The organism is Pedobacter sp. A2324, assembly GCF_059693705.1.
On sequence record NZ_JCASSK010000001.1, the window covers coordinates 83,878 to 100,359 of the forward strand.

Annotated in this window: 16 protein-coding genes; 14 read left to right on the forward strand and 2 right to left on the reverse strand. The window is 40.3% G+C overall.

Going from position 1 to position 16,482, the window contains the following annotated elements:
* Positions 1-12 precede the first annotated feature (12 nt).
* Positions 13-285, forward strand: coding sequence for a hypothetical protein (locus AC570I_RS00425; protein ID WP_497403336.1), 273 nt, complete (start codon positions 13-15; stop codon positions 283-285).
* 85 nt (positions 286-370) lie between these two features.
* On the opposite strand, the gene AC570I_RS00430 is transcribed toward AC570I_RS00425, so the two are convergent.
* Positions 371-1,417 carry an SDR family oxidoreductase gene (locus tag AC570I_RS00430; RefSeq protein ID WP_497403339.1) on the reverse strand — a complete coding sequence of 349 codons (1,047 nt, stop codon included), beginning with the start codon at positions 1,415-1,417 and terminating at the stop codon, positions 371-373.
* Positions 1,418-1,500: 83 nt separating this feature from the next.
* Between AC570I_RS00430 and AC570I_RS00435 the strand changes: the two genes are divergently transcribed.
* Positions 1,501-2,286 (forward strand): AraC family transcriptional regulator, encoded by a 786-nt coding sequence (locus tag AC570I_RS00435; protein WP_497403341.1) that lies wholly within the window; start codon positions 1,501-1,503, stop codon positions 2,284-2,286.
* Here AC570I_RS00435 and AC570I_RS00440 read toward each other — a convergent pair.
* Entirely contained in the window at positions 2,269-2,493 is a 225-nt protein-coding gene (locus AC570I_RS00440) for a hypothetical protein (protein WP_497403343.1), read from the reverse strand. The two genes, AC570I_RS00435 and AC570I_RS00440, sit on opposite strands and share 18 nt — an antisense overlap.
* Positions 2,494-3,200: 707 nt before the next feature.
* Between AC570I_RS00440 and AC570I_RS00445 the strand changes: the two genes are divergently transcribed.
* From AC570I_RS00445 to AC570I_RS00500, 12 genes are all read left to right on the forward strand, one after another.
* Complete coding sequence (locus AC570I_RS00445) at positions 3,201-4,271, forward strand: preprotein translocase subunit SecD (protein WP_497403345.1); 1,071 nt, start codon at positions 3,201-3,203, stop codon at positions 4,269-4,271.
* Between the two features lie 168 nt (positions 4,272-4,439).
* Positions 4,440-5,498: an endonuclease/exonuclease/phosphatase family protein gene (locus AC570I_RS00450; RefSeq protein WP_497403347.1), complete on the forward strand. Its 1,059-nt coding sequence runs from the start codon at positions 4,440-4,442 to the stop codon at positions 5,496-5,498.
* A 54-nt stretch (positions 5,499-5,552) separates the two neighbouring features.
* Entirely contained in the window at positions 5,553-6,338 is a 786-nt protein-coding gene (locus AC570I_RS00455; RefSeq protein WP_497403349.1) for a hypothetical protein, read from the forward strand.
* A 101-nt stretch (positions 6,339-6,439) separates the two neighbouring features.
* Complete coding sequence (locus AC570I_RS00460; RefSeq protein ID WP_047798369.1) at positions 6,440-6,937, forward strand: cupin domain-containing protein; 498 nt, start codon at positions 6,440-6,442, stop codon at positions 6,935-6,937.
* Positions 6,938-7,095: 158 nt separating this feature from the next.
* Positions 7,096-7,824: an acyl-CoA desaturase gene (locus tag AC570I_RS00465; RefSeq protein ID WP_047798368.1), complete on the forward strand. Its 729-nt coding sequence runs from the start codon at positions 7,096-7,098 to the stop codon at positions 7,822-7,824.
* Between the two features lie 178 nt (positions 7,825-8,002).
* On the forward strand, positions 8,003-8,332 hold the full coding sequence (locus AC570I_RS00470) for a DUF1475 family protein (protein ID WP_497403352.1): 330 nt from the start codon (positions 8,003-8,005) through the stop codon (positions 8,330-8,332).
* 71 nt (positions 8,333-8,403) lie between these two features.
* Positions 8,404-9,198, forward strand: a complete 795-nt coding sequence (locus AC570I_RS00475) for a DUF1295 domain-containing protein (protein ID WP_497403354.1) — start codon at positions 8,404-8,406, stop codon at positions 9,196-9,198.
* 40 nt (positions 9,199-9,238) lie between these two features.
* Entirely contained in the window at positions 9,239-10,270 is a 1,032-nt protein-coding gene (locus tag AC570I_RS00480; protein WP_497403356.1) for an SAM-dependent methyltransferase, read from the forward strand.
* A 41-nt stretch (positions 10,271-10,311) separates the two neighbouring features.
* Positions 10,312-11,556 carry an NAD(P)/FAD-dependent oxidoreductase gene (locus AC570I_RS00485; RefSeq protein WP_497403359.1) on the forward strand — a complete coding sequence of 415 codons (1,245 nt, stop codon included), beginning with the start codon at positions 10,312-10,314 and terminating at the stop codon, positions 11,554-11,556.
* A gap of 65 nt (positions 11,557-11,621) precedes the next feature.
* Positions 11,622-12,452, forward strand: a complete 831-nt coding sequence (locus AC570I_RS00490; protein WP_497403361.1) for a DUF1365 domain-containing protein — start codon at positions 11,622-11,624, stop codon at positions 12,450-12,452.
* A gap of 12 nt (positions 12,453-12,464) precedes the next feature.
* A complete protein-coding gene (locus tag AC570I_RS00495) occupies positions 12,465-13,703 on the forward strand; it encodes a class I SAM-dependent methyltransferase (RefSeq protein WP_497403364.1) in 1,239 nt (412 codons plus the stop codon).
* 266 nt (positions 13,704-13,969) lie between these two features.
* Positions 13,970-16,420, forward strand: coding sequence for a TonB-dependent receptor domain-containing protein (locus AC570I_RS00500; protein WP_497403366.1), 2,451 nt, complete (start codon positions 13,970-13,972; stop codon positions 16,418-16,420).
* Positions 16,421-16,482: the final 62 nt, after the last annotated feature.

Below are 16,482 nucleotides of genomic sequence, written 5' to 3' on the forward strand. Positions count from 1 at the left end.
ACCAAAATTATTATGAGAAGCAGTTATACACTTAGTCTGGAGGAACCAGCAAGCCAAAATGTAGTATCGCTAAAGACCAGATCAAAATCAGTAAACCCAATTGTTCAGATTGGGCGTCATTCAAGTTTGGTTGATTTGGCAAACATTAAGATTGGATATAATGTCCGAAGTGATAGTGGGATAAAAGGAAAAGTGTGCCAGATAGATATAGTTGAGTTACGCTATGAACACCATCATTATTTCAGGTTAGAAAACGGCGCTGGAACCATTCTTATCATCAAATGATTTCCCTATAGCAAACCGACAAGTAAGTTACTGACCGGAAGATGTTCAACAGATCATTTTGAAATCCTTTTAATACCGACTTTCATCAGGGAATAATTTTGTTTGCTTTCATTTCATCAAAAAGACTATAAAACATCTTTTCTGTATCAATGAATTCATGAAAACCGAACCGACGTGCTTTGGTACCATCAGCAAAAAAATCATAATCCCACGAGAACACTGCATCTCCGAATGGCCATGAAGATAGCGCACCATATGTACTTTTCAGGCCATATTTTATGGACATTTCCGTCCACAGCAATTCCTTGTCTGCCATCACCGTCTGTAACGACATGTGGAGTGGGGGCGCAACTTGCAGACCAAAATATGCTGCTATTTTTGGCCAAAGTTCATTCCACCGAAACAGATCGCCATTGGAAATGTTGAAGGCCTGGTTGGCACATTGAATTTCGGTTGCTGCCCATACTGTTGCCTTGGCCAGCAGATCGGCATCGGTCATTTCCATGAGCTTATCATATGCTCCTGGTTTTCCTGGAAACCGCAGTGGAATTCGGAGCTCCTTTGAAATTGCTGCATAAACTGCAATCACTGAGATCAGGTTCATGGGATTGCCCAGTGCGGTTCCGGCCACTACAGAAGGTCTGATTGCCGACCAGCTCCACTTTTTTCCCTGTTGTTTTCGTTCAAGGAATTCCTGCTGGTCTACGTTGAATTCGGGTGGCATATGTGCTGCGTCGGTTTCCTTCGCCGGGGTTTTAAAAGGCCCCAGGTGGGCACCATAAACTTTGTACCCCTGCATCAGGCTTATATGCTGAAGGTTTGTTGCTACTGGTTCTATAGCCTCTACAACATTGATTAGCATGTCGAGATTTGGTTGTACAAGTTCTGCCCATGTCGGCATATCCTTGAATGCTGCATAAAATATATGGGTGACATGACTGAGGTTACTAAGTACGTTTTTACATTCCAGACTATCCAGCAGATCCACTCGAATGTAGCTTAATCTCTCTTGATCCTGACCTCCGCGACGCGACAGGCCAATAATGTTCCAGTTACCGAGCGTACGTAAATGTTTAATCAGGTTGGATGCAATTACCCCGTTTGCACCCACCACTAAGGCTGTTTTTTCCATTTCTAAATCTTTAGATACAAAGGTGTGGGATCTTGAAATTTAACCTGGGGTAAAAATCCGATACAAATCGGTACTTTTATGTCATGAAGCGATACAAGCAGTTTCAACCAATAGTGGTCTCAGACTTTGAGGTGGAGACCTGGCCCCATCCCCTTCACCTTCATAACCATTATGAGTTTATCTTTATCATGAATGGGACGGGTATTCATATGATCAATGAATATAGGATTCCTTACCAGCCTGGTGATGTGTTCCTGGTTGGCCCCGAAGAAAGCCATCAGTTTAAAATTGAGAATGCAACTCGGTTTGTATATGTCAAGTTCACTGATATACATCTTCATTGTGCGTATTTTGTGTACGGTTTGCAAGCGCTGGAATATTTGGTGAAAAGCCGGGAAACACATCTGTCCGGCTTTGAGCTTTGCTTAGAGGATAGGATAACCGTAAGACAAATTTTTGATGTAATACTATCTTTAAGAAAAGACCTGTTTCTGAATGAGCAACTGGTTTGGCAACAGGTGCTGGGACTCTCGGTTATACTTCAACGGAATATGCCCGGTTTAAAAACGAGCCCCAAACATACACGGGATATGCAGGCGCTGTTCTGTTATCTGCACAAGAATATATACACACCCGATAAACTACGTGCACACGCCATAGCTGCCCATTTTAATACCACAAATGACTATATCGGTACTTATTTTAAGCGCAACAGTGGCACAACATTACGGGAATATATTAGAACTTACCGAACTACGCTAATTAAAAATCGAATGCTGAAAGGGAATCATGGTTTAAAGCAGATTGCCGCTGAATTTGGACTGATAGATGAAAGTCACGTACGTAAAGTATTAAAGGTTAAAAAATAGATTCCCATACAACCCGTGAGATGCAAGTCTGATGTCGGCCAGAATGATATCTGGTTTCAAATCAGGTATTTCCTTCGATGCATTTGCAATGTCGGCCGAATGGCCTACTATCCGCAGAAAATCGAGTTTCTGCAGCATTTGTAACATGTGCTGTAAGATCAGTGCTTCATCTTCGAGCACGTAAAGTTTCATTTCGGTTTTAATCATGTACCATGGGAATGAATAACTGAACTTCTACACCTTTCTCCTGATTTATTTTTCTATCGGTAACCTCAAAAAAGGCATGCTGACAATCCACCTTGAACAATGCCTTAAGCCGTTCCTTTAATATCACTCGTGCCAGGGAGGTTTTTCCCGACGGAGAAAGAGTTTAATCGGCAATACCACTGCCATTGTCCTTAATCAGAATGAGCAGCTGCCCGTTTTTTAAACCAAAACCAATTGTTAAAAGTCCGTCTTACTGAAGATTTCGAAACCCGTGTTCAATGGCGTTTTCTACAAATGGCGAAGGAGCATTCCTCGAATTAAAGCGCTCTCTGCATCCAGTTTATCAGATATGGTAATCTCAACGTGACATAGAATCCACAGGAATACCAGTGTTATTTAACAGTATATTGAGCAGAATCTTTTTCAGCCAGAGCGTTATTTTAACAGGCGATTGATGCGGGATTGACAGGGGAGTAGTAGGGGGTTAGTAGGGGCAATTCGCTGTTAACCCCTGGTAAAGGCCCTGTAAGTGCCCTGCTTATCAAGGGTTGAATCTCCGCTCCGTTAAGCACAAAAGTGGTGCAAAATCAATCAGATTTGTCCGTCAAATGGGCAGGCAATAGAATTGTATGTTAATCAATACACCGATCAGTGATTTAATTATTTATATTCGTGTGGTGTTCAATCTTAAACCTGATCTTTCTAGTATGAAAAAGATATTTGCTTTACTTCTTTTTGCCTTGACGGTAGTAAAATTTTCATTTGCACAAAGTAATAACACAGAAATGGATTATAAAGAGGTTTCAGGAAGATATGGAAGCAACGAGGGGATTTGTCTCTTCGATGACGGCGAATTTATGCTATACGGCTATGCAACTGCGGTGTTCGGTCATTATAGCTTTAACAAGAATGAGTTAAACTTTTATCCAGATAAACCTGAAGTATTCGAAATATATGCTACTCTGAACAAATCTATCGGCGACACTACAAAAATAAACTTTGTTGGTTTCGACGGGCGTAGCCTAACTTTTATTCGCTTTGCGGAGGATGGCATTCATCAGGTGTTCAATGAGGATGCAAATTGTTTTGACGGGCCTTTCGTTTATCAGTTACCTCATCGAACTAAAACCGTAACGCTTTACGGGCAGGCAGGTAGGGACGTCGATAGTCAGAAGGTAGCTTTCACCTATCAAAACCGTGGTGGATATAATGACTTCATCGTGGTATATAGTCCTCGTCAAAAAGAGAATGAAGATTTCAATGGGATCATTACAAAGGAAAATAACCTGGCAGTGATCAAATTATCTAATTATGGTGGAGACACCGGATACTTCAAAAATAAGTCCGACGAGGATGAGCAGAAGCAATGGAAGGAAATTATGGAGGTGAAGGAGCAGTATCATCAATCAAAAGTCGCTACACAAAATGGTATATTAGCCAATAAGCACTATCAAACCTTTTTGCAAAATGAGGGCGATTATCATTTTGATCAGGCCACCTATCTATACACCAGTAAAACCGCTGCAGAAAATGAAGCATACTTTTTAAGTAATCCTTTTAGTGATAACCGTTATTTACATAAGTTCCAAAAACAAGTGCTCACCAAAACCGATGGCACCGTAGCGGTCAGTAATATTCTGCCAAAGCCTATTTTTTATACGGGGTGTGAAGATCCGGAAAAATCTTACCATTACGATGGGCTCCCTAAGCCAAAGGGAAACGAACGGGAGAAAATAATTCCTACAACTGCACCGCCACCCTTGCCAATTAAAAAATAATTAGTACAGCAATGCATGCTTTGAAATAATGTTCCCTTCGGAAGCAAACATTTGATCTGGTTTGGTGTTCATTTCCCAACGACAATAAAAGTGCGGCCTGAAAGGCTGATATGATGACTGGTGGGTTAGTCGTATCCATCATTTTACAACCAAACATTTATTAATAATATGCTGCACGACGTTCTTTTTGGCCTCGGACTGTTTTTGATTCTGGCTACCCTGATTCCCTTTATCCGACATGATTTCTGGATATTCCGGGTTTTCGAATATCCGCGACTTCAGAAACTGGTTGTTAATCTATTGGTGTTAATCTGTTTTTGTTTTCTATATGCCGATGGTACTGTTTGGGATATCTCCATTCTTGCTGCATTGGCAGCCAACCTGATCTACCTCATTTACCTTATTCTTCCTTTTACAAAATTGGGTCGGAAGCAGATTATTGGAATTAAAAATGCAGATCAGTCGCAGCGCTTGAGGCTTTTTATCGCCAATGTGTTTCAGGATAACCGCAATGACGCGGCCTACCATAAACTGATCGAAGAATGCGATCCGGATGTCATCCTGATGGTGGAAACGAATGGCTGGTGGGCAAAGCAAATGGGTCCGCTATTGAATCGTTACCCTCATCATTTAAGTATGCCCCTGGAAAATACCTACGGGATGCTGTTGTATTCCCGACTTCATATTGTGGATGGATCAGTGAAGTTTTTGGTAAAAGAAGACATTCCCTCGATTGAAGCCACGGTAATTCTTCCCTCTGGTCAGCCAGTTCAATTATTTTGCCTGCACCCGGAACCTCCCGTCCCGCAGGAGAATCCAAGGTCGACTGAAAGGGACAAAGAAATACTCCTGGTGGGCACTAAAGCGAAAGAAATGAAAGGTCCGGTTGTGGTGATGGGCGACCTGAATGATGTGGCCTGGAGTTATACCACCGAATTATTTAGTAAAGTGAGTGGCTTACTCGATCCGCGCCGTGGGAGGGGCTTTTTCAATAGCTTCAACGCAAAATATTTTTTTCTGCGTTTTCCCCTCGACCATATTTTCTGCTCGCGGGATTTTGCACTTGGTGGCATTACACGACTAAATAGTTGTGGTTCTGACCATTTCCCGATGTATGTAGAATTGCAATATAGCCCTGCCGCTATTGTTGTAAATGAAAAACCTGAAGCTGACACCGAGGATATGGCGCTGGCACAGGAAAAAATTGAAAAAGAGGTGGAGGATTAATTCCTCTTCCGAAGCGTTATTAATGTAATTTATAATTTTTACCTTGGCATTTCAATGGGAATATTTAATTTTTTAAAGAAAAAGGAAGAGGCAATCGCGCCTCAGGAAGGTGGCAAAGCAAGCCAGACAAAAGAACCCTATCTTGGAGATTTAAGCAAGACAGGTGTGCTATTTGAATTGGCTCAGGTAGCGCCTGAACAACGGGATGCAGCTTGGGTAGATGCATTTTTAGGAAACATTGCGCAGGCCAGTTTTCGTTGTGGTGAGCCTCAGATCATCACCGGACCAGATGGCTTTCCCTATTTTCAGCTGTTTTTGCCCGAACCCAATAAAAGTTTTCAGTGTTATGTAATCGACCAGATGAAAGATGACTTTTTACTGGATGCCGGTTATGGTGTGGTGATTAACCCCTCTCCAACACATGCCGACTGGGTGCTTACCTATGGCGATATTTTGAATTACCATTTGAATAAGACCTTTTATACAGATACAGAAACTCCTTTTTCTAAAAAAGTAATGGATGAAACCATTGCTGAAAATGAGCAGATCATGATCGGGCAACCATCCGAAGCCATCCTGCCACTGCAAACCAGAAAAGTAATTAAAGAATTCCTGGAATTGAATGGGGTCAAGCAACCCAAGGTTCTATTAATGGTAAGAGAACAGGCAGGCGGGCAGGGTACTACCCAGGACATTGTTTTCAATATCACTCCCAAAGATTTTAGCGACGAGGAAACTTACAGAGGGGTAATGCAAACCATCGGCTGGTTTTTACCCAGACATTATTCTTTTGTAGGGATGGACGAGCAGGGCGTAGGGGAGGGTTTTATGGAGTTATAGGTTTCAACTCAGTTCAATAAAACCTCACTTATTCGTCCCGCTAAAAAATAAGCGGTCCGAAACTTCTTTTTTAATTTCAAAGCACTATTTTTACGGCAATTATGGAAAACGACAAAAGCGAAATATTCGATAACGTTGCACAACGTTTAAAGATTGAAGGTTTTAATGTAGTAAACCGCGATGAAACACGCCCATGGGGTGGTTTTTTTGTGATTGATGAAGCACAGGCTCAACAGTTTGCTGATACCTATTTTGACGGATTAGATGTAGAAAGCTTAAAAATTGGTGGTAAATTAAGTCCGAAAATTTTAATTGTAGCCCCAAACACACGCCTTTCATGGCAATATCACCACCGCAGAGCCGAAATCTGGCAAGTGGTAACAGGTACAGTTGGTATCAAAACCAGTGAAACTGACGAAGAAGGTGAAGTGAAAAAATACGCACCAAAAGACCAGATCAAATTGCAGCAAGGCGAACGCCACCGCCTCATTGGTTTAGATGACTGGGGCGTTGTGGCAGAGATCTGGCAACATACTGATGCTTCAAACCCATCAGATGAAAGCGATATCGTTCGCGTTCAGGATGATTTTGGCAGATAGTAAATATTCAATACCCAATAGGAAAAGGGCACGACTGGATGAACACTCGTGCCTTTTTCAAATAAAATACCTTACGCTTTATACGCATTATTTGACATAACTAACCAGTATAAAACTAAATGTCAATTAATTCCGTTTATTAAGGCATATACACATACATGATAATTCTTATTTTTTTTCTCTGCCATTGGTTTTCCTCTCTCTTTAGCCAAACCTTTTTTCTCCACCGTTATTCATCACACAAGATGTTTAAAATGGAACCTTTCTGGGAGCGGTTTTTCTATTTAATCCTTTTATTTTCTCAGGGCTCGTCATTTTTAAATCCAAGGGCTTATGCCATTCTGCACAGGATGCACCATGCCTACAGTGATACTGAAAAGGACCCGCATTCGCCTCACTTCTTTAAAGATGTTTTCGGGATGATGATTGCAACCAAAAACATGTACATGAATTACCTTCATTTCAAGATTGAACCGGAACCTGCTTTCAGAGGAAATTACCCGGAGTGGCCATTGGTTGACCGAATTGGCGATTCATGGTTATGGAGAATCGGTTGCGGTTTATTTTACATCGGTTTTTACATCATGTTTGCCGATCACTGGTGGATGTATATCCTATTGCCGATCCATTTTCTGATGGGACCACTACACGGTGCAATTGTGAACTGGTGTGGCCACAAATACGGTTACTCTAATCATGATAATGAAGATCATAGTAAAAACTCATTACCGTGGGATTTTTTGCTGATGGGTGAATTGTTTCAGAATAATCACCACAAGAAACCTAACAGCCCTAATTTTGCAACCAAATGGTGGGAATTTGATCCAACCTATCCGGTAATGAAAGTATTGCACTGGATGAGGATTATCAAGATCCGTAAGGTTTAGTATCGAGTAGTAAGTATCAGGTAGACGCTCTTAAGTAACGAGCTAGTTCATCACCCATCATATCATCATAAAGCAAAGCCCGTTATTTTTAACGGGCTTTGCTGTTAGGTTCTGATTTCATTTTATAAACATCCTGTTGACGATTGTTGTCGTATATTGATGAAAATATACAAGCACAATGATTAATTTTCTCAAAATCCTTTTCGCTGCACTGTTGGTATTCATGTGCTATAAAGTGATCTCTACTTCCTTAGAAAGCAACCTGTTTGAACAATGGGATTTTCTGGGTAGTATCCCCTGGATGCAAGCCACATTATGGGATTTCTATGCTAACATCCTGATTATTACTTTATGGATGTTTTATAAAGAAAAAAGTATTATTCTTAAAATCTCTATTACAATTTTGTTCGTATGTTTAGGTAGTATAGCCACTCTGGCCTATGTTTTAGTTCATTTATTTAAATTAAAACCGGGCGAGGGTATTAAAGAATTACTGATTAAGAGATAGGATTTACGTGTAGCGTTGAGTAGAAAATTCTGTTTTACACGTATCCCTAAGTCCCAAACCCAAACCTTACGATGGATTATCAACATCTGCTTTTTATTGCCCTCATCTCATTAGTTGCATGCTGCACCATTATGGCTTTGGTTTGGCTCTGGGCGAAAAAAATTAAAAATGCCGGCGTTGTTGATGTGTTCTGGGCATTGAATTTTCCTGTAATCACGATCATTACCTTCTTTCTTTCCGAGGGGTTTTTAACCAGAAATATTTTAATCTGCACTGTCTTTTTACTGGCTGAGTTAAGGCTGGGTATTCATTTATGGCAGCGGGTAATCGGACACCTGGATGAGGAGGAAGGCCGGTACCAGCAGCTTCGCAGCGAATGGGGTGAGCAGGCTGACCGGAATTTTTTTATATTTTTCCAGTTTCAGGCTATTTCAAATGTTTTGCTCGCCATTCCGTTTTTCATCATCACCGCAAATACCGATACTGAGATTTCTCTTTTCGAATATGTTGGATTAGGCATCTGGTTAATTGCATTTCTTGGTGAGCTGATTGCAGACCGGCAACTTGCTGCGTTTAAAAAAGACCCGAAAAATAAAGGGAAAGTTTGCGATACAGGGCTATGGTATTACAGCCGTCATCCCAACTATTTCTTTGAATGGTTAACCTGGATGGCTTATTTTGTCTTTGCGCTGGCTTCCCCATGGGGAATACTGGCCATTATCAGTCCGGCTATCATTTTATATTTGTTAACCAAAGTAACCGGCGTACCCAACAATGAAGAACAAAATCTTCGGAGCAAACCGGAAGCCTACAAAAAATATCAACAAACAACGAGCGCCTTTTTCCCATGGTTTAAGAGCGCATAAAAGCCTTAAGCCCTTTAATTTTTAAACTTTCTACCTTAAAATGTGGTACGATAAACTTTTAGAAAACGACAAACTTCCTGATACTGCATTGCGTTTGGGAATCAGAAAACTTTGTAAGCAACGTTTAGACGATGAAACGCTTGGTGATGAAGAATTGCAGCAGGAAAAATTCATGGATCTGGTTGCCGAACTCAAGCAATCGCCAATTGCAGTGAATACAGCAGAGGCCAACGAGCAGCACTATGAACTTCCAACGGAATTTTTTCAATACTGCCTGGGCAAAAACTTAAAATATAGTAGCGGCTACTGGAAACCCGGTGTTAAGGACATCGACACTTCGGAAGATGATATGCTTGCCCTGACCTGCAAAAGAGCGGAATTGCAAAATGGCCAGAATGTGCTGGAGCTGGGTTGTGGCTGGGGTTCACTCTCGCTGTACATGGCGGCTAAATTTCCGGAGAGTACTTTCACCGTTGTTTCGAACTCGGCTACACAAAAAATCTTTATTGATGATACTGCCAGACAACGTGGGATACAAAATCTGACGGTGCTGACTGCAGATATGAATACCTTCAATATTGCAGATTCTTTCGACCGGATTGTTTCCGTTGAAATGTTTGAGCACATGCGCAACTACAAATTTTTGCTGAACAAAGTTGCAGGATTTTTAAAACCAGAGGGTAAATTGTTCGTTCATATTTTTACCCACAAAACCCTGGCATATAAATTCGAGGTAATTGATGAAACCGACTGGATGAGCAAGTACTTTTTTACCGGGGGAATTATGCCTTCGAATCACCTGTTTTTCTATTTTAACGACGATTTAAAAATCGATCAGCACTGGGTGGTAAACGGAACCAACTACGGCAAAACTTCTGAAGCCTGGCTGAGTAATATGGATAGGCATAAGAAAGAAATAATGCCAATTCTGGAAAACACTTACGGAAAGGATCAGGCGGTGAAATGGTGGGTTTACTGGCGTTTGTTTTATATGTCGTGCGCCGAATTGTTTAATTACAATAAAGGAAACGAATGGATGGTTTGTCACTATTTATTCCAAAAGGTTAAATAATATTAAACAATCTACGCTTTCAAACATCCATTTTACATTACATGAATACACTTGCCATTATTGGCTCAGGGATAGCTGGTATGGGCTGTGCCCATAAGCTACAGCATAAATACAACATCACCATTTTTGAACAGGCTGATTACATTGGCGGGCATACCAATACCATTACTCTGGAAGAAAACGGAAAGCCCATTTATCTGGACACCGGCTTTATGGTTTTCAATTACCAGACTTATCCGAATCTAACAGAAATGTTTGCTGAAATAGATGCCCCGGTTATTAAAACAGATATGTCGTTCAGCGTTCAGTTTTTGCCAAAGCATCTGGAGTATAGCGGATCTAGTTTAAACCATCTGTTCGCCCAGCGTAAAAATCTCTTCAACATTTCTTATTTAAAGATGTTGATGCAAATTAACCGTTTCAATAAACAGAGCATCGAAATTCTCGACAAACCGGAATTTCAGGATTACTCCATAGGCAGGTTTTTTGCAGAGTTTGGATATAGTGATGATATGCTATGGCAATATCTCATTCCAATGAGTGCTGCGGTTTGGAGTGCACCTATGGAACAGATTCTGGATTTCCCGGCTGTTACTTTAATCAGGTTTTTTAAAAACCATGGCTTTTTGGGCTTAGATACCCAGCACCAATGGTACACGCTTCAGAATGGAAGTCAGGCCTACCGCGAAAAATTGATTGCCCCTTTTCGCGACCGGATCAAAATCAACAATAAAGTGATTGCTGTTCGGCGACTTGAAAATGGAAAGGTGGAAGTCGAAAATTCAAAAGGCGAGAAATTTGAATTTGACAAGGTGATTATGGCCAGCCATGCAGATGAAACGTTTGAAATGGTTAAAGATAAAACACCTCTGGAAACCCAACTCCTTTCGAAATTTAAATATCAGCTGAATAAAGCCGTAGTACATACCGATGAAGCCCAGATGCCTAAAGCGAGACTGGCCTGGAGTAGCTGGAATTATCGCGTGGAAAAGCAGGACGGTAAATTGCTGCCAAGTACAATATACTGGATGAATAGCTTACAGGGTGTATCTGAAAAGACAAATTACTTTGTTTCGATTAATCCGACAGCCACGTTAAATCCTGACAAGATCGTTAAAGAAATTGATTACCATCATCCTTTATTTGATGTCCCGGCAATGCAGGCGCAGGACCAGCTTCATCAACTAAATGAAACAGGGCCAGTATATTATTGCGGAAGTTATTTTAAGTATGGCTTTCATGAGGATGCTTACAAAAGTGCAGTTGATCTGTGTAAAAATTTATAGCAGAATGTCGTTCACGCCTGTTCCCGCTTTATAACTGAACGAATATTTTTTGTAACTTGTTAATCATGTCCGTTAGAGATACCACCTTACCCTTTAGGTCTTCCATATATACCGCCAAAGTGATGCATCACCGGCTTGCACCAAAAAAGCATTCGTTTTGGTACAGCGTATACATGTTTTATATTGACCTGGATGAAATTGATGTGCTGGCAAAAAAGCTGAGGTGGTTTAGCAGAAATAAATTTAACTTGTTTTCTTTCAGGGATGCCGAGCACCTGCAATTACCAAGAGAAAATCCGGATCCGGCTAAGAACGTTAGGGGCCATCTTGAAGATTATCTGGAGCAAAATGGGGTGAATGGAAGAAATTTGAAAATCAGGTTGCTGACTAATCTGAATGTGTTAGGTTACAACTTCAATCCTGTGTCGCTCTACTTTTGTTTTAATGAAAATGAACATCCGGTTTGCTGTGTGGCAGAAATCAGCAATACTTACCGTGAAATGAAGCTTTTTTTCTTTGGGAAAGAAGAATTAATCGGAAATACATTTAAAAAAATTACCACAAAATATTTTTACGTTTCACCATTTATCGATCATGATGATTCATTCGATTTCAATCTGACCGTACCCGATGCCAGGCTTGAAATTAAAATCGACGACATTGATAAGCAGGGTAACCGTTTTTTTATCAGTACATTAAATGGAGATAAAAAAACATTATCAAATGCCAGCATGATCAGATATTTTCTGTCGATTCCTTTAATCCCTTTACAGGTAATGGGCATGATTCACTGGCAGGCATTTAAATTGTGGATTAAAAAAATACCCTTTCATCCTAAAGCTGAAAACCCTGAGCTGCAACGTAACGTATATAAACCATATAAACCCAAACCATAATAGATTAATTTTATGAATACGCTTGTCGCTACCAAAACATCAAAAGGTTTTTTTGAAAAAGTGGTACTGAGTGCCCTGGCCAAAATGACTTTAGGGAAACTGGAATTAGCATTGCCAAACGGCGAAGTGATAACCTTTGGAAGTGGCGAGGGTAAAATTTCAGCTGACATCCAGGTCAATCATCCTGATTTTTTTAAGTCCATTGCACTGTATGGAGACATTGGTTTTGGCGAAGGCTACACATCTGGTTTGTGGGATACCTCGAATATTACCCAGGTAATTAACTGGGTGCTTTTAAATGTAGAAAATGCGCCGTCGGTAACAGGAAGCAAGGTAAAATCGATTGCACTTAACTTGTTTAAGTTTGTAAATAAACTTACACACGTTAGAAGGGCCAATACACTGGCTGGTTCTCAAAAAAATATCTCGGAACATTACGATCTTAATAACGATTTTTTTGCTACGTTTTTGGATAAAACAATGACTTATTCCAGCGGTTATTTTTTAGATGAGCATACCAGTCTGGAAGATTCACAATATGCTAAATATGACCGGTTAGCCAAACAGCTAAAAGTAAAAGCAACAGATCATGTACTAGAAATTGGCAGTGGCTGGGGTGGTAATGCAATTTTCCTTGCGAAGAACTACGGATGTAGGGTTACATCTGTTACCATTTCCAGAGAACAGCAGAAACTTGCCGTAGAAAGAGTGCGTGAGGCGGGGCTGGAAGATCGTGTTTCGATCATCATTCAGGATTATCGCAAGATTGAAGGGACTTTTGATAAAATTGTTTCCATTGAAATGCTGGAAGCCGTAGGGCATCAGTATCTGGAGACTTATTTTGAGAAATGTCAGTCGCTACTTAAAAAAGACGGGATCTTTGCTTTTCAGGTAATAACCTCACCAGATTGCCGGTACGAGCAGTTGCGGGGTGGGGTAGATTGGATTCAAAAGCATATTTTTCCAGGCTCATTACTGCCTTCTGTGGCCGCAATCAACAAGGCTATTAATAACACAGGCGATTTAACTTTGGTCGATTTGAAAGATATGGGCTTAGATTACGCTAAAACCTTGCATCTGTGGTACGTTGCCTTCAATAAACAACTCGATAAGGTGAAGGCTTTAGGTTTCGATGAAACCTTTATCCGGAAGTGGAATTATTACCTAAATTACTGTGAGGCGGCTTTCGCCATGCGGAATATCAATGTAATGCAACTGGTTTACACCAGACCTAATAATACCGAACGGTAATTGGAGATATGTTACATGAGATTCGGGAGGTGAGATTTGAAAGGTGAAATTGGAAATATGGAATGGATAATAAGCACATTGCTTGTTATCCATTTTTTTTAGGCCCTGATCTGCACCTCGGCATACATTTTCGATCTTCCGCTCGTTTTACCGAAAAAAGTCGCACTTTTGCCGATCAAATTAACTGACTCGCGTGAAAAGTATTCTACACTGTTGTAACAAATTGCAATTTGCGCAGACTAATAACTATAGACTAACAAATTAGCATGAAACGAATTTTACTTTTAACTTTTATTCTTGGTATTTTCTTTAAAGCACAGGCACAGTTTGGCGGTGGCTTTGGCGGCGCACAAAAATCCTCAGTTGCCGGAAGGATTTCTGCCGTAATTTTAGACTCAGCTACCAAGCAACCAATAGATTATGCTACAATATCTCTGCTTAGGGTAAAGGATAATAAATCCATGAACGGCGGTGTAACTGATCCAAAAGGGAAAATAACTTTGCAGAACGTTACTCCCGATACCTATAAATTGATGATTGGATTTATGGGCTATAAAACTAAAACTGTTCAGGTGGTTACAACACCATCTAAACCCGATCAGAATTTAGGAACGGTATATATCTCATCAAATGAAAACTCATTGGCCGATGTTCAGGTTCAGGGTACAAAAGCCGTAATCGAAAACAAGATTGATAGAATGGTTTACAATGCTGAAGCAGACGGAACAAATGCCGGTGGTGATGCCACTGATGTGATGCGTAAGGTTCCGATGTTATCTGTTGATGTGGATGGAAACGTTCAGTTAAGGGGCGGAGCAGTTCGCGTATTGATTAATGGTAAACCATCAGGAACCATGGCCAGCAGTGTAGCTGATGCTTTGAAAATGATTCCTGCAGAACAAATTAAAAGTGTAGAGGTAATTACCAGCCCATCTGCCAAATATGATGCTGAGGGTTCAGGAGGTATCATCAACATCATCACTAAAAAATCGAATGCCCAGGGGGTGAGTGGAACCGTAAATGTTTCGGCAGGAACGCGCCAGAATAACGGTGCTTTTAATCTGACCGCTAAAACGGGACGTTTGAGTGTAAATACGAGCTTAGGAACCAATTTGGCCTATGCACAAGATTCAAGGGTTTTATTTGAAAACAATACCAGGATAGACTCACTAACAAAAACCAGCATCAATTCGATTCGTCAGGATGGCGTTTCCAGGTGGAGCCGTAATGGTTATAACGGAAGTTTTGGAGCCGATTACGATTTCAATGCTTATAACAATCTAAGTTCTACAGTTAAGTATAATAACTTCTCGAACGGAGGGCCTGGTAAAGCTGATTACATTTTAAATGGTGTACCATTGAAAAATATCAGTAATATGGATATGGGATTTAACAACCTGGACTGGAATGTGGATTATAAACACACCTCGAAAAAAGAGGGTGAAGAATTTACCATCTCCGGTCAGCTATCTTCAGGACGGAATACAACCGACTTTGAAAATGAAATTGTTGGAAGTACCTTCCCTGCAGTAAATAACAGCAATACAGGTAAAAATAAAGAATATACTGCGCAAACGGATTATACTTACCCATTCAGTAAAACCACAATTTTGGAGGTTGGTGCTAAAGGGATTTTCAGAAATATAAACAGTGAATTCTCTAATAATGCTGCCCAGGACTTTGAATACAACCAGAATGTTGCATCTGCCTATGGGGTAATCAGTTTTAAATTAAGCAAAAAACTGAATTTCAAAGGTGGTTTGAGATCAGAATATACTACCATTGATTTCAATACTGAGAAGCAAGGTACCCAGAAGAATGATTACTTTAACCTGTTTCCAAGCGCCATTATTTCTCAAACACTAAAAGGCAATGCAACTTTAAAGTTAAGCTATAACCGCAGGGTACAAAGGCCAACTCTAGCCTATTTAAATCCATTTCGTAATGAGAGTGATCAGTTTAATGTTAGGCAGGGAGAACCAGGCTTGAGTCCGGAATTGAGTGATAATTTTGAATTGGGATATTCTACTTTTATCAAGGGATCAGTTATCAACGCATCCGTATTTTACCGTCGCACAGGTGGGGTTATAGAAAGTTCCATTACGCCTTTAAGAGAAAATGGTGTGGATAAAACATTGTCTACCTACCTCAATGTTGGTACAGCGCAAACTTACGGTGCAAATGTCTTTGCATCTTACAATCCAAAACCAAAATGGACATTAATGACCAATCTGGGTGTTAATACTTATGAGGTAAGCAATGAACAAACAGGTTTAAGCACAGGAACATTTTTGAACTATAACATCTTCGGCCGGTCTGCTTATGGTTTCGGTAAAGGGTATAATTTTGAATTATTTGGTGTAGTTAACTCTCCAAGAAGAACCTATCAGGGTAAAACTGATGCCATGGTGTTTTATGGCGCATCATTCAAGAAGGATATCCTGAATAAAAAGGGATCAATTGGTATTAATACCCTGAACCCTTTCACCCGTGATTTGCACATCAAAACGGTAAATAATTCTGTTACCACAGTCGGTAATAAAGTAACCACCCTTTATCAGAGTACAAATGTTTACTACCCGCTTCGTTCATTTGGCGTAAACTTTAGTTACTCATTTGGTAAGTTGAAATTTACGGAAAAGAAAAAGATTAAAAACGACGATATTAAACAAGACCAGCAACAAGGTGGTGGAATGGGCGGTGGATTACAACAGTAAAACCCAAATATAATATATAAATACTAAAGCTTCTGGTGAAAACCGGGAGCTTTTTTGATGTA

Excerpts from the sequence above, each read along its gene's own strand:
- AC570I_RS00425 (WP_497403336.1), top strand. The coding sequence starts at position 13 with ATGAGAAGCAGTTATACACTTAGTCTGGAGGAACCAGCAAGCCAAAAT.
- AC570I_RS00430 (WP_497403339.1), bottom strand. The coding sequence starts at position 1,417 with ATGGAAAAAACAGCCTTAGTGGTGGGTGCAAACGGGGTAATTGCATCC.
- AC570I_RS00435 (WP_497403341.1), top strand. The coding sequence starts at position 1,501 with ATGAAGCGATACAAGCAGTTTCAACCAATAGTGGTCTCAGACTTTGAG.
- AC570I_RS00440 (WP_497403343.1), bottom strand. The coding sequence starts at position 2,493 with ATGATTAAAACCGAAATGAAACTTTACGTGCTCGAAGATGAAGCACTG.
- AC570I_RS00445 (WP_497403345.1), top strand. The coding sequence starts at position 3,201 with ATGAAAAAGATATTTGCTTTACTTCTTTTTGCCTTGACGGTAGTAAAA.
- AC570I_RS00450 (WP_497403347.1), top strand. The coding sequence starts at position 4,440 with ATGCTGCACGACGTTCTTTTTGGCCTCGGACTGTTTTTGATTCTGGCT.
- AC570I_RS00455 (WP_497403349.1), top strand. The coding sequence starts at position 5,553 with ATGGGAATATTTAATTTTTTAAAGAAAAAGGAAGAGGCAATCGCGCCT.
- AC570I_RS00460 (WP_047798369.1), top strand. The coding sequence starts at position 6,440 with ATGGAAAACGACAAAAGCGAAATATTCGATAACGTTGCACAACGTTTA.
- AC570I_RS00465 (WP_047798368.1), top strand. The coding sequence starts at position 7,096 with ATGATAATTCTTATTTTTTTTCTCTGCCATTGGTTTTCCTCTCTCTTT.
- AC570I_RS00470 (WP_497403352.1), top strand. The coding sequence starts at position 8,003 with ATGATTAATTTTCTCAAAATCCTTTTCGCTGCACTGTTGGTATTCATG.
- AC570I_RS00475 (WP_497403354.1), top strand. The coding sequence starts at position 8,404 with ATGGATTATCAACATCTGCTTTTTATTGCCCTCATCTCATTAGTTGCA.
- AC570I_RS00480 (WP_497403356.1), top strand. The coding sequence starts at position 9,239 with ATGTGGTACGATAAACTTTTAGAAAACGACAAACTTCCTGATACTGCA.
- AC570I_RS00485 (WP_497403359.1), top strand. The coding sequence starts at position 10,312 with ATGAATACACTTGCCATTATTGGCTCAGGGATAGCTGGTATGGGCTGT.
- AC570I_RS00490 (WP_497403361.1), top strand. The coding sequence starts at position 11,622 with ATGTCCGTTAGAGATACCACCTTACCCTTTAGGTCTTCCATATATACC.
- AC570I_RS00495 (WP_497403364.1), top strand. The coding sequence starts at position 12,465 with ATGAATACGCTTGTCGCTACCAAAACATCAAAAGGTTTTTTTGAAAAA.
- AC570I_RS00500 (WP_497403366.1), top strand. The coding sequence starts at position 13,970 with ATGAAACGAATTTTACTTTTAACTTTTATTCTTGGTATTTTCTTTAAA.